Annotated in this window: 12 protein-coding genes; 4 read left to right on the top strand and 8 right to left on the bottom strand. The window is 69.6% G+C overall.

The window, feature by feature from the left end; genetic code table 11:
• Positions 1 to 540 precede the first annotated feature (540 nt).
• The gene (locus ABZU91_RS11480) at positions 541 to 837 is read left to right on the top strand and encodes a DUF1540 domain-containing protein (protein ID WP_355063537.1); all 297 of its coding nucleotides are present in this window, start codon (positions 541 to 543) and stop codon (positions 835 to 837) included.
• A gap of 17 nt (positions 838 to 854) precedes the next feature.
• Here ABZU91_RS11480 and ABZU91_RS11475 read toward each other — a convergent pair whose 3' ends face one another.
• Positions 855 to 2,855 (bottom strand): protein meaA, encoded by a 2,001-nt coding sequence (locus ABZU91_RS11475; RefSeq protein WP_355237528.1) that lies wholly within the window; start codon positions 2,853 to 2,855, stop codon positions 855 to 857.
• A 151-nt stretch (positions 2,856 to 3,006) separates the two neighbouring features.
• On the opposite strand from ABZU91_RS11475, the gene ABZU91_RS11470 reads away from it, so the two are divergent.
• A complete protein-coding gene (locus ABZU91_RS11470) occupies positions 3,007 to 3,858 on the top strand; it encodes an ABC transporter ATP-binding protein (protein ID WP_355237525.1) in 852 nt (283 codons plus the stop codon).
• Positions 3,855 to 4,700: an ABC transporter permease gene (locus ABZU91_RS11465; protein ID WP_355237522.1), complete on the top strand. Its 846-nt coding sequence runs from the start codon at positions 3,855 to 3,857 to the stop codon at positions 4,698 to 4,700. The genes ABZU91_RS11470 and ABZU91_RS11465 overlap by 4 nt, the downstream gene beginning before the upstream one ends.
• A gap of 44 nt (positions 4,701 to 4,744) precedes the next feature.
• Here ABZU91_RS11465 and ABZU91_RS11460 read toward each other — a convergent pair whose 3' ends face one another.
• A complete protein-coding gene (locus tag ABZU91_RS11460; RefSeq protein WP_355237519.1) occupies positions 4,745 to 5,593 on the bottom strand; it encodes a 3-hydroxyacyl-CoA dehydrogenase family protein in 849 nt (282 codons plus the stop codon).
• A gap of 98 nt (positions 5,594 to 5,691) precedes the next feature.
• Positions 5,692 to 7,134: a UDP-N-acetylglucosamine 1-carboxyvinyltransferase gene (gene murA / locus ABZU91_RS11455; RefSeq protein ID WP_355237516.1), complete on the bottom strand. Its 1,443-nt coding sequence runs from the start codon at positions 7,132 to 7,134 to the stop codon at positions 5,692 to 5,694.
• Between murA and ABZU91_RS11450 the strand changes: the two genes are divergently transcribed.
• Entirely contained in the window at positions 7,133 to 7,705 is a 573-nt protein-coding gene (locus ABZU91_RS11450) for a cob(I)yrinic acid a,c-diamide adenosyltransferase (protein ID WP_355237513.1), read from the top strand. The genes murA and ABZU91_RS11450 overlap by 2 nt on opposite strands.
• Positions 7,706 to 8,110: 405 nt before the next feature.
• Here the strand turns inward: ABZU91_RS11450 and ABZU91_RS11445 are convergent, their stop codons facing one another.
• From ABZU91_RS11445 to ABZU91_RS11425, 5 genes are all read right to left on the bottom strand, one after another.
• The gene (locus ABZU91_RS11445; RefSeq protein ID WP_355237511.1) at positions 8,111 to 8,566 is read right to left on the bottom strand and encodes a DUF2550 domain-containing protein; all 456 of its coding nucleotides are present in this window, start codon (positions 8,564 to 8,566) and stop codon (positions 8,111 to 8,113) included.
• A gap of 13 nt (positions 8,567 to 8,579) precedes the next feature.
• Complete coding sequence (locus tag ABZU91_RS11440) at positions 8,580 to 8,861, bottom strand: F0F1 ATP synthase subunit epsilon (RefSeq protein ID WP_355237508.1); 282 nt, start codon at positions 8,859 to 8,861, stop codon at positions 8,580 to 8,582.
• An 89-nt stretch (positions 8,862 to 8,950) separates the two neighbouring features.
• Entirely contained in the window at positions 8,951 to 10,093 is a 1,143-nt protein-coding gene (locus tag ABZU91_RS11435; RefSeq protein WP_355237506.1) for an LCP family protein, read from the bottom strand.
• A gap of 222 nt (positions 10,094 to 10,315) precedes the next feature.
• Positions 10,316 to 11,770, bottom strand: coding sequence for a F0F1 ATP synthase subunit beta (atpD, locus tag ABZU91_RS11430; protein WP_355237503.1), 1,455 nt, complete (start codon positions 11,768 to 11,770; stop codon positions 10,316 to 10,318).
• Positions 11,770 to 12,699, bottom strand: coding sequence for a F0F1 ATP synthase subunit gamma (locus ABZU91_RS11425; RefSeq protein ID WP_355237501.1), 930 nt, complete (start codon positions 12,697 to 12,699; stop codon positions 11,770 to 11,772). The genes atpD and ABZU91_RS11425 overlap by 1 nt, the downstream gene beginning before the upstream one ends.

Here is a 12,699-nt window from a genome sequence, read left to right as displayed (position 1 = left end):
ATCAGGGGTGCTCGCCGCGGCGGGTCAGCGCGGAACGAGCGGCGGTTCGGGGCCATTCCCGGGGCCCGGGGGGCCGGGGGCGGTGATCCGCCTTTGCTCTGCTTCAACCCAGGAAACACCTACCGTCCGATAATCGGACACCGGGTGTCTCCTCGGTTGAAGCAGAGCAAAGGACGCGCGGTGATGGCGCCCGACCTGACGGACGGCGGGCGATGACCTGCGCTCCTGCGATCGTCGGGGGGCCACGACGCCCCGGCGCGCCAACGACCTCCCCGCCCACCAAGGCACATCCGGTCACCCCGTGAAGACCCCCACAGCCGGACATACCGTCGGCCGGCGCGATCGGGCGGGCGCAACCGAGCGATGATCGGCTCGACATCGCCGAAGTCGGGGTATCCGGGCCGGATGACACCGCGATATCGGCGACCTCGTGTCGATCATGCCGACATGGCCGGTAAGGCTGACGGCCAGACGGGCGTATCGGGGTAAGCGCAGGCTGGCAAATGCCTAATATCGGGGCAGGAGCCTAGAGGAGGTCGCATGACCACTGCAATGGAGATGCCCCGAGTCCAGGAATGTGTCGTCGCTGCGTGCGCGTACAACCAGGGCGGTGACTGTCACGCGTTTGCGATCACCATCGGCAGCATGGACCACGCGCACTGCCACACCTTCGTCGAGTCACCCGTCCGGGGCGGGGTGGACGGCCTCACCGCGCAGGTGGGTGCCTGCCAGCGTTCCGACTGCCGACACAACGAGCAGTTGGAGTGCCACGCGTCGTCCATCAAGGTCGGCCCGGACAACGACATGGCCGACTGCATGACCTACGCCGGCCGCTGACCCTTCGACGGACCCGGTCAGGGCAGGTCGTTGGCCTGCCGGATGACCGTCACCAGGTCGTCGATGATCCCGGTGAGGGCGAAGTCCTTCGGCGTGAAGACCCGGGCCACCCCGGCGGCGAGCAGGGTGTCGGCGTCGCCGGCGGGGATGATTCCGCCCACCACCACCGGCAGGTCCGCCCGCCCGGCGGTGCGCAACCCGTCGAGCACCGCGGGTACGGCCGCCAGGTGCGAGCCGGACAGCACGGACAGCCCGACCAGGTCCACGTCCTCCTCCACGGCGGCGGCCACGATCTGTCCGGCGGTCAGCCGAATGCCCTGGTAGACGACCTCGAAGCCGGCGTCGCGGGCGCGTACCGCGATCTGCTCGGCACCGTTGGAGTGCCCGTCCAGGCCGGGTTTGCCGACGAGCAGCCGCAGCCGGCCGGTGCCCAGTTCCCGCGCGGTGGCCGCGACCCGCTCGCGGACAGCCACGAGGCCCGGCTCACCGCCGCTGCCGGTGGCGCCGGCCAGGCCGGTCGGCGCCCGGTACTCCCCGAAGACCTCGCGCAGCGCGCCGGCCCACTCGCCGGTGGTCACCCCGGCCCGCACACACTCGACGGTCGCCGGCATCAGGTTGGTGGTGGTCGCGGCGTCCGCGCGGAGCCGGGCCAGCGCCGCGTCGACCACTGCCGCGTCCCGGTCGGCCCGCCACCGGCGTACGCCCTCCACGGCGGCCGCCTCGACCGCGGGATCGACCTGCTCGACGGCCTGCGCACCGGTGGCGGTCAGCGGAGAGGCCTCGGTCTCGGCGTACCGGTTGACGCCGATCACCACGTCGACGCCGGTCTCGATCCGGCGACGGCGTTCGGCCAGCGAGGCGACCAGCGCGCTCTTGAGGTAGCCGGTCTCCACGGCGGCCACCACGCCGCCCAGCTCCAACACGGCGTCCAGCTCTGCCCGTGCCCCGGTGACGATCTCGTCGACGAGCGCGGTCATCACGTGCGAGCCGGCGAACAGGTCGGGGTATTCGAGCAGGTCCGACTCGTACGCCAAAACCTGCTGCATCCGTAGCGACCACTGCTGGTCCCAGGGGCGGGGCAGGCCGAGCGCCTCGTTCCAGGCGGGTAGCTGCACCGCACGGGCCCGGGCGTCCCGGGACATCGTCACGCCGAGCATCTCCAGCACGATGCGCTGGATGTTGTTCTCCGGCTGCGCCTCGGTGAGGCCGAGTGAGTTGACCTGTACGCCGTAGCGGAACCGCCGCTGCCGGGAGTTGGTCACGCCGTACCGGTCCCGGGTGATCTCTTCCCAGAGCACGCCGAACGCGCGCACCTTGGCGATCTCCTCGACGAAGCGCACGCCCGCGTTGACGAAGAACGAGACGCGCTGCACGACGTCGCCCATCCGTTCGGCGGGCACCTGGCCGGAGTCGCGGACCGCGTCGAGGACGGCGACGGCGGTGGCGAGCGCGAAGCCGACCTCCTGCACGGGCGTCGCGCCGGCCTCCTGGAGGTGGTACGAGCAGATGTTGACGGGGTTCCACTTCGGCATCGCCGTCAGCGTGTGGGCGATGACGTCCGCGGTCAGCCGCAGCGAGGCCGCCGGCGGGAAGATGTACGTCCCCCGGGACAGGTACTCCTTGATGATGTCGTTCTGGGTGGTGCCGGAGAGCCTGTCGACGGTCCACCCCTGCTCCATCGCCACGGTCCCGTAGAGGGAGAGCAGCCACATCGCCGGGGCGTTGATGGTCATCGAGGTGTTCATCTCGGCGAGCGGGATGCCGTCGAAGAGCGCCCGCATATCCCCCAGGTGGGCCACCGGCACGCCGACCCGGCCGACCTCACCGGCGGCCAGCTCGTGGTCGGGGTCGTACCCGGTCTGGGTGGGCAGGTCGAAGGCGACCGACAGACCGGTCTGGCCCTTGGCGAGGTTGCGGCGGAAGAGCGCGTTCGTGGCGGCGGCCGACGAGTGGCCGGCGTACGTGCGCATCACCCACGGGCGATCCCGCTCGGGCAACCGGCTGGGCGTCTCATCCATGGCCGGAGTCTAAGTTACCGTTCAGTAGAAGAGGTTGTGGAAAACCACACAGGTCCATGTCGAGGACGCCCGGGTGCGAAGCGCTCGCGGTGGCCCGGACCGCCATACCCCGGGCACCCGCCGATCGCCACCAGGACGCACACTGGACGTCATGGATGACGAGCTGGCCATCTCCGTCCGGGGGCTGCGCAAGGCGTACGGCGACAACGTGGCGGTGGCGGGCGTGGACCTCGACGTCCACCGGGGCGAGGTGTTCGCGTTGCTCGGCCCGAACGGCGCGGGCAAGACCACCACCGTGGAGATCCTGGAGGGCTACCGGCACCGGGACGCCGGCGAGGTGGCCGTGCTCGGCGCGGACCCGGCCCGACCCGACGCCGGCTGGCGCTCCCGTGTCGGCATCGTGTTGCAGGGCACCGGCGAGTTCGACGAGCTGACCGTGGCCGAGGTGGTCCGGCACTTCTCCGGCTTCTATCCCGACGCCGACGACCCCGCCAAGGTGATCGAGCGGGTCGGGCTCGCCGCGAAGGCGAAGGCCCGTACGCACACCCTCTCCGGCGGCCAGAAGCGCCGCCTCGACGTGGCGCTGGGCATCATCGGCCGCCCCGAACTGCTCTTCCTCGACGAGCCGACCACCGGCTTCGACCCGGAGGCACGCCGCGAGTTCTGGGAGCTGATCCGCGACCTCGCCGCCGCCGGCACCACGATTCTGCTCACCACGCACTATCTGGACGAGGCGGAGACGCTCGCCGACCGGGTGGGCGTGATCGCCGGCGGCCGGCTGGTCGAGGTGGCCGCACCGAACCGGCTCGGCAACCGCCAGGAGTCCCTGGCGACGGTCTCCTGGCGTACCCCGGAAGGGGTTCGGGAGAGCGCGCAGAGCGCGACGCCGACGGCCTTCGTGGCCGACCTGGCCGCGCGCTACGGCGGCGAGGTCCCCGGGCTCACCGTGACCCGGCCGACCCTGGAGGACGTCTACCTCACCATGATCGGACAAGCGCGATGACGACCACGACGAAGCCGGCCACACCGATCACCGCCGGCCGCGGCCGCCCACCTCGCGCCGGCTCCCTCGCCCTACGCCAGGGCCGGCTGGAGATCACGCAGTTCCTGCGCAGCCGGGAGTCCGTGGTCTTCACGATGGGCTTCCCCATCATCATGATCCTCATCTTCGCGTCGATCTTCGACGGGACGATCGGGGGCGGGGTGCGGTTCACCCAGTACTTCATCACCGGCATGATCGCGACCGGTCTGATGACAGTGAGCTTCCAGAACCTGGGCATCTGGATCCCGATCGAGCGGGATCGGGGTGTGCTCAAGCGCTACCGGGGCACGCCGATGCCGAAGTGGGTCTGGTTCGCCGGCAAGGTGATCATGGTGGTGGCCATCGGGATCGCCGAGACCGTGCTGCTGCTGGCCGTCGCGGTGGCGCTGTTCGACCTCGACCTGCCCGGCAGCGCCGGGAAGTGGTTCACCTTCGGCTGGGTCTCCGTGCTCGGGGTGACCGCGTGCACCCTGTGCGGCATCGCCATCTCGTCGCTGGCTCGCACCGCCCGCAGTGGCTCGGCCGTGGTCACCCCGGTGGCCCTGGTGCTCCAGTTCATCTCCGGGGTGTTCTTCGTCTTCACCGACCTGCCCACCTGGATGCAGCAGGTGGCTGCGTTGTTCCCGCTGAAGTGGATGTGTCAGGGGCTACGGGCGGTCTTCCTGCCGGAGAGCTTCGGGGCGCAGGAACCGGGCGGCTCGTTCGAGCTGGGGCGGGTGGCGCTGGTGCTGGCTCTGTGGTGCGTGATCGGCCTGGTGCTCTGCCTGACCACCTTCCGCTGGACCACCAAGCGCGACGGGTGAGCGGACCGACCGGGGCGGGCAGCGCCGCCCCGGTCGTCACCCACTCAGTAGGTGTAGAAGCCCTTGCCGGTCTTGCGGCCCAGGTCACCCGCGGTGACCATGCGCTGGAGCAGCTCCGGCGGAAAGAACTTCTCGTCGGCCGTGTCGGTGTAGATGTTCTTCGAGGCGTGCAGCAGCACGTCCACCCCGGTCAGGTCGGTGGTGGCCAGCGGACCCATGGCGTGCCCGAAGCCCAACCGGCAGGCCGTGTCCAGGTCCTCGGCGGACACCACGCCGGACTCGACGAGCTTGACCGCCTCCATCACCAGCGCGGAGATCAGTCGGGTGGTCACGAAACCGGCGATGTCCCGGTTGACCACGACGACCGTCTTGCCGATCTCCTCGGCGAAGGCCCGCGCGGTGTCGAGGGTGGCGTCGCTCGTCTTGTAGCCGCGCACCAGCTCGCAGAGCTGCATCATCGGCACCGGCGAGAAGAAGTGCGTGCCGACGACGGCCTCGGGCCGCTCGGTGACCGCGGCGATCTGGGTGACCGGAATGGCCGACGTGTTGGTGGCGAGCACCGCGTCGGCCTTGCAGATCTTGTCCAGAGCCCGGAACACCTCGTGCTTGATCTCCAGCCGCTCGAAGACCGCCTCGACCACGATGTCCGCGTCGGCCGCGGCCTCCAGGTCGGTGGTGGGGGTGATCCGGGCAAGCGTCGCCTCGACGTCGGACGCCTCGATCCTGCCCTTCTCGGCGAACTTCTCCAGCGACTTCCGGATACCGCCGAGCCCTCGGGTGGTGGCCGCGTCGTCCAGGTCGCGCAGCGTCACCTGCCAGCCCGCCTGCGCCGCCACCTGGGCGATGCCGGAGCCCATCAGCCCGGCCCCGACGACCGCGAGTCGACCCGCCATCTGCTTCTCCCTCGCTGCGATTGAGTGCCTGCCTGCACCCTAGGGTCTGTGTGAAACAGACCCTAGCCCGCGAGCCTGAACGATGGCTAAGTCGGTGGTCAGATCTCCAGCGACGGCTCCTCGGGCGCGGTCCCCCGCTCCACCGCAACCCCGAGCGCACGCAGGTCGGCCACGAAATCCGGGTACCCCCGGTCGACGTGGTGCACGTGCGAGACCTCGGTGGGCCCGTCCGCGCAGAGCGCGGCGATGATCAGCCCGGCGCCGGCGCGGATGTCGGTGGCCCGAACCGGCGCTCCGGACAGCCGCTCCCGCCCCCGGACCACCGCGTGGTGCCCATCGGTCTTGATGTCCGCGCCCAGCCGCATCATCTCGTTGGCGAACATGAACCGGCCGTCGAAGATGTTCTCCGTGATCAGGGACGCGCCGTCGCTGACCGCGGCCAGCCCGATCGCCATCGGCAGCAGGTCGGTGGCGAACCCGGGGTACGGCAGAGTCACCACGTCCACCGCGCGGGGGCGGTCGTCCATGCGTACCCGGAAGCCGTCACCGCGCGTCTCGACCAGGCCGCCGGCCGCGACGACCTTGTCCAGCGCGACCTCCAGGTAGGCCGGGTCCAGCCCGGTCACCGTCACGTCGCCGCGGGTCATCGCGGCGCCGAACGCCCAGGTGCCGGCGACGATCCGGTCCCCGACGGTGGCGTGCCGCACCGGGCGCAGGCCGGGCACGCCGGTGATCCGGAGGGTGGACGTGCCGGCGCCGGAGATCCGCGCGCCCATCTGGTTGAGCATCGTGCAGATGTCGACGATCTCGGGCTCCCGGGCCGCGTTGTCGATCATCGTGGTGCCCTGCGCCAGGACCGCCGCCATCACCAGGTTCTCGGTCGCGCCCACACTGGGGAAGTCCAGCACGATGTCCGCGCCGCGCAGCCCGTGCGGGGCCTCGGCGATGACGAAGCCGTGCTCGCCGGAGATCTCCGCGCCCATCCGGGTCAACCCGGAGATGTGCATGTCCAGGCCGCGCGAGCCGATCGCGTCGCCGCCCGGGTGGGCGACCCGCACATAACCCCGGCGGGCCAGCAGCGGGCCCAGCACGCAGATCGACGCGCGCAGCCGCCGGACCAGGTCGTAGTCGGCCTCCGCGCCCGGCTGCTCGGGTACGTCGATGGTCACCGAACGGGAGCGCGCGACCCCGCCCCGGGCCACCATCGGGTCGACGGGGTCGTCCGCGTCGAACCGGACGTCACAGCCCAGCCGCCGCAGCACCTCCCCCATGATCGCGATGTCGGTGATCCGGGGAACGTTGGTGATCACGCTGCGGCCGGGGGCGAGCAGCGCGGCGGCCATCAGCTTCAGCGCCGAGTTCTTCGCGCCGACCACGTGCACGGTGCCGGCCAGGCGGGCCGCACCGCAGACGCGGATGACGTCGACGTCGTTGACCGCCGTATCACCGGCGTCGCCCGGGCCCACCACCGCCGGCCAGCCGGCTGTCGCGTCCGGTCGCGCGGGGATCGTCAGGTCGGGTATCCGTAGGCTGTGCGTCATGGCCGTCCACCTCACGCGCATCTACACCAAGGCCGGCGACGCCGGCATGACCAGGCTGAGCAACAACGAACAGGTCCCGAAGACCGATCCACGGATCGCCGCGTACGCGGATGTCGACGAGTGCAACGCGGCGATCGGTGTCGCGCTCGCCCTGGGCCAGCTCGACGACGAGCTGCGAGTCGTCCTGGCGTCGGTGCAGAACGACCTGTTCGACGTCGGCGCCGACCTGTCCACGCCGGTCGAGCCGGAGCCGAAGTACCCGCCGCTGCGGGTCACCGAGGAGTACGTCGAGCGCCTGGAGGGCTGGTGCGACGAGTACAACGCGCGCCTGAGCAAGCTCGACTCCTTCATCCTCCCGGGCGGCACCGCGGGCGCGGCGCTGCTGCACGTGGCGCGGACCATCGCCCGACGAGCCGAGCGGGCAGCATGGGCGTTGGTCAGCCACGATCCGGACCGGACCAGCCCGCTCCCGGCAAAGTATCTCAACCGGCTCTCCGATCTGCTCTTTATCCTGTCAAGAACGGCAAATCCGGCGGGCGATGTGCTATGGGTGCCGGGCGGCAAGCGCTGATGATGGGCGCCGTGCAGGGGTAGTTCCCGCTCCAGCCGCACTCACGCGTCGGCGGAGCTGCCACCTGGACCCGACCAGCGCGTTGATCGACTCCGGTCCAACGAAGTCGGGGCATCCCCGCCACGGGAACACCCCGACGTCAAGAAAGCCGAGTCGATCAACCCCCCGCGGCCACCGAAGAGGCGGGACCAAGCGAACCCCGGCCGCCGAGGAAGCGGGGACTCACCGAAACCGGTAACGGCAGGTGATCAAAAACCGGACCGGACCGACGCACAGCGCCACGGACGGGTTTCCGGGGCAGCCCGCCCGGCGCAGGGATCAAGCTTGACCGCCCGGAGCCGGGAGGGCTGCCCCGGAAACACCGAACAGCGACCACGGAAAGCTCAGGAGCAACGACAGAGCAGATCAGGCAGCCGGCCAGTCCTGGGAGGCCAGACGCGGCGAGACCGCCCCCGGAGGGGCGGCCTCGAGCCAGGAGAGGAAGCCGGTGACGGTCGATCGCGCCATGGCGATCTCCACCGGTGCGTGGTGACTCGTACAGCGGAGGATCACCCAGTCGGCCGGCATGGAGAGCCGTTCCTGCCCTTCGGGCAACCGCCGGCGCTCGACCGCGAGGTCCTTGCGGGACAGGACCCGCTTGGGACGGAGTGCGAAACTGAACATCCGGTACCAGCGCAGTTCTTCACCGGCGAACCGGCCGAACCCCGGTGACCAACCACGCCCGTCGAGTACGGTGGTCACCCGAACGCTGAGCCGGATGATGCCACCGCTGCGGGTGACGACGGCCCGCCGGACGAAGAGCACGAGAAGCGCGACGAGGATGACGGCGACGCCGATCCCGATCCCTTCGACGATCTGCATCCGCGGTTGTGGCTCAGCGGCTCTGCGCGGAAACCGGGGTAGCGCTCTCGGCCAGCACGGTGACGCCCTCGGCGCTCACCGAGAGGAAGCCGCCGGCTACCTCGTACGCGACCTGCTCGCCGCCGGCCAGCTTGATGCGAACCTGGCCGGGCTCGGCGAGCTGGCCGAGCAGCGGCGCGTGACCCGGCAGGACACCCAGCTCGCCCTCGGTGGTCCGGGCGACGACCATCTCGGCCTCACCTGACCAGACCTTCTCCTCGACGGCGACGAGCTCGACGTGAAGCTGCTGTGCCACGCTGTCTCCTTGCTGCGGCTACGGATTGCCGAAAGTCTAGTCGTGCCGCCGAACCGCCCCCAACGCGGGTGGCGAGAGCTGCGCCACGCCTACTTGCTCTTGTTCTGGAATTCCGGGTGCTCCAGCAGGAACGGGTCCAGTTGTTCATTGTGCAGGGCGGTGAAGAACTCCGGGACGCCTGCCTGGAACTGCTCACCCTTGTAGGTCTTGCCCTCGAAGACCGGTCCGCCCGGCAGCTTGATCATCTGAATGGTGTTCGGGCGGATGTTCTTCAGGGCGAGCCCGAAGTCGACCACACTGTTGCCCCGACCGTTGAAGATCAGCGATTGGCCGGCGGCGCGGAGCACCTTGTCGAGCTTGATCGGATTGGCCACGACGTCGGCGCTGAACGCCTGGCCGACCATCGCCTTCACGAACTGCTGCTGGTGGCGCTGCCGGCCGTAGTCCGCGTCCGGAACACCGTTCTTCGGGTAGCGCTGCCGGACGTAGTCCAGGGCCTGCCACCCGCTGAGGTGATGGGTGCCCTTCTTGTAGATCGCCTGCGGGCCGACGTAGCCCTCGCCACGCGTGTTGCCGGGCCGGGGCTTGCCGTCCGGCTGCTTGTGCTCGGACTTCACGTCCCGCTCGACGTACATGTCGACGCCGCCCATCGCGTCGACGATCTTCTGGAAGCCGGTGAAGTTGATGATCGCGCCCGCGTCGAAGCGCTTGATGCCGGTGGCGTTCTGCACGGTGGTGGCCAGCAGCTCGAAGCCGCGCGCCGCGTCCGGGTTGCCGCCCGGCACCCGGCTGCCGAACGACATCGCAGCGTTGATCTTCGTCGTCTCGCCGCCGAAGTTGGCCTTCTTGAACGCCGGGATGTCGACGTAGAGGTCGCGCGGCAACGAGAAGAGGTAGGCCCGGTCCATCGACGCCGGAACGTGCAGCACCATGATCGAGTCAGCCAGCGGCGCGGCCGTCGGCGTACGCGGGTCGATGCCGACCAGCAGGAGGTTGAGCGGGCCCTTGATGTCGCTCTTCTTCTCCTTGGCGCCCGCCGCCTGGTCACCGAAGAGGTCGGCCTTGCCGACGGCACCCTCGTAGCGGGCCATCAGCACCTCGCTGCCGACGAGCGCCCCACCGCTGAGCACGGTCAGCACGAGGCCGAAGACGGTGCAGAGCTTGGCCCAGCGCGGCACACCCCGCCAGATGGACGACTTGCGGCCACGCTTGCCGGCCTTACCCACGCTCATCTCCGTTCGCTACGCCCACGTAGTGGAGACGGGCGCACGTCGTCGAAAGGTTGCAGAAGTCAGCGCCGTTCACGTGAACGCGCGGACCGACCGTATCTCGCGTACCGGTCGAGCGACGACCACGAGTAACGGACCGCGACGATGGTAAGACGTGAAGATGAACAAAAGACTGCCCCGACATTGCCGGGGCAGTCTTTTGCGGTGCGGGTACGACGAGGGCTGTCAGGCCTTCATCAGCTCCTCAGCCTTGGCTTCCAGGTCCTCGAGACCGCCGCACATGAAGAACGCCTGCTCGGGGAAGTGATCGTACTCACCCTCGCTGATCTTGCGGAACGCCTCGATGGTCTCCTTGATCGGGACCGTCGAGCCCGGCACGCCGGTGAACTGCTCCGCCGCGTAGGTGTTCTGCGAGAGGAAGCGCTCGATCCGCCGGGCCCGGGCCACGGTGATCTTGTCTTCCTCGGAGAGCTCCTCGATACCGAGGATGGCGATGATGTCCTGCAGGTCCTTGTAGCGCTGCAGGATCCGCTTGACCTCGGTGGCCACCTGGAAGTGCTCGGCGCCGACGAACTCCGGGGCGAGGATCCGGGACGAGGACGCCAGCGGGTCCACGGCCGGGTAGATGCCCTTGTCGGAGATCGACCGCTCCAGGTTGGTGGTCGCGTCGAGGTGGGCGAACGTGGTGGCCGGGGCGGGGTCGGTGTAGTCGTCCGCCGGCACGTAGATCGCCTGCATCGAGGTGATGGCCTGGCCCCGGACGGAGGTGATCCGCTCCTGGAGCTCGCCCATCTCGTCGGCCAGGGTCGGCTGGTAACCCACGGCGCTCGGCATACGGCCGAGCAGGGTGGAGACCTCCGAACCCGCCTGGGTGAAGCGGAAGATGTTGTCGATGAAGAGCAGCACCTCCTGCTTCTTCACGTCGCGGAAGTACTCCGCCATGGTGAGCGCGGAGAGCGCGACCCGCAGACGCGTGCCCGGCGGCTCGTCCATCTGGCCGTAGACCAGCGCGGTCTTGTCGATGACGCCGGACTCGGTCATCTCGGCGATCAGGTCGTTGCCCTCGCGGGTGCGCTCACCCACGCCGGCGAAGACCGAGGTACCACCGAAGTTACGGGCAACCCGGGTGATCATCTCCTGGATGAGCACCGTCTTGCCCACGCCCGCGCCGCCGAACAGGCCGATCTTGCCGCCCTTGACGTACGGGGCGAGCAGGTCGATCACCTTGATGCCGGTCTCCAGCATCTCGGTCTTCGGCTCCAGGTCCGCGAAGGCCGGGGCCTTGCGGTGGATACCCCAGCGGTCGTCCGGGGTGAGGGTCTCGCCCTCCTTGAGGTTGAGCACCTCGCCGATCGCGTTGAACACGTGGCCCTTGACCGCGTCACCCACCGGAACGGTGATCGGCTCGCCGCGGTCACGAACCTCCGCGCCGCGAACCAGACCGTCCGTCGGCTGCATCGAGATCGCGCGGACCAGGTTGTCACCCAGGTGCTGGGCGACCTCCAGGGTCAGCGTCTTCTCACCGCCGGACAGGTTCACGGTGACGTTCAGGGCGTTGAACAGGGCCGGCATGGCGTCGCGCGGGAACTCGGCGTCGACGACCGGGCCGATGACCCGGACCACGCGACCCGTGGCCGTCTTGGTCTCGGCTGGTCCGCCAGCCGCAGTCGATACAGTCATCACACTTCACTTCCCGACGCGGCGAGCGCGTTGGCGCCGCCGACGATCTCGCTGATCTCCTGGGTGATCCCGGCCTGACGGGCCGAGTTCATCTCACGCGTGTACTTCTCGATCATCTCTTCGGCGTTGTCGGTGGCGCTCTTCATCGCCCGCCGCCGTGCCGCCGACTCACTCGCCGCCGACTCGAGCAACGCCGCGTAGATCCGCGTGTTGATGTACCTCGGCAGGAGCGCGTCGAGCAGCGCCTCCGCCTCCGGCTCGAACTCGTACGCCGGCAGCAGCCCCTCGGAGCGCGGCCGGTCCTCCACCTGCATCGGACCGATGACCTTGGTGACCGGGTTCTGCGTCATCAGTGAGTGGAACTCGGTGTAGACGATGTGCAACTCGTCGACGCCGAGCACCCCGTCCGCGCCGGCGGCACCGTCGACGTCGTCCGCACCGGCCGTGAACGCCTTGATCAGCGTCTCACCCACGGCACGGGCGTCCTCGAACGACGGCTGCTCGCTGAACCCGGTCCAGTTCGCCTCGATCGGCCGGTCACGGAACCGGTAGAACCCGACGCCCTTACGCCCGATGACGTAGAGCACCGGCTCCTTGCCGTCCGCCTTGAGCCGCGCGATCAGCGACTCGGCCATCCTGATCGCGTTGGAGCTGTAACCGCCGGCCAGGCCACGGTCGCTGGTGACCAACAGGACGCCCGCCCGCCGCACCCGCTCGCGCGGGGTGAGCAGCGGGTGGTCGATCCGCGCGTTGGACGCCAGCGCCGTGAGCACACCGGTGATGGCCTGGGCGTACGGCAGGGACGCCTGCACCCGCGCCTGGGCCTTGGCGATCCGGCTCGTCGCCACGAGCTCCATCGCCTTGGTGATCTTCTTCATCGACTTCGCCGAGCGGATTCGTTGACGAAGAACGCGTACCTGGGCCGCCAT

This window comes from Micromonospora sp. NPDC005174, assembly GCF_040608495.1.
Classification (GTDB): domain Bacteria; phylum Actinomycetota; class Actinomycetes; order Mycobacteriales; family Micromonosporaceae; genus Micromonospora.
This window is presented reverse-complemented; position numbering and strand designations above follow the sequence as displayed.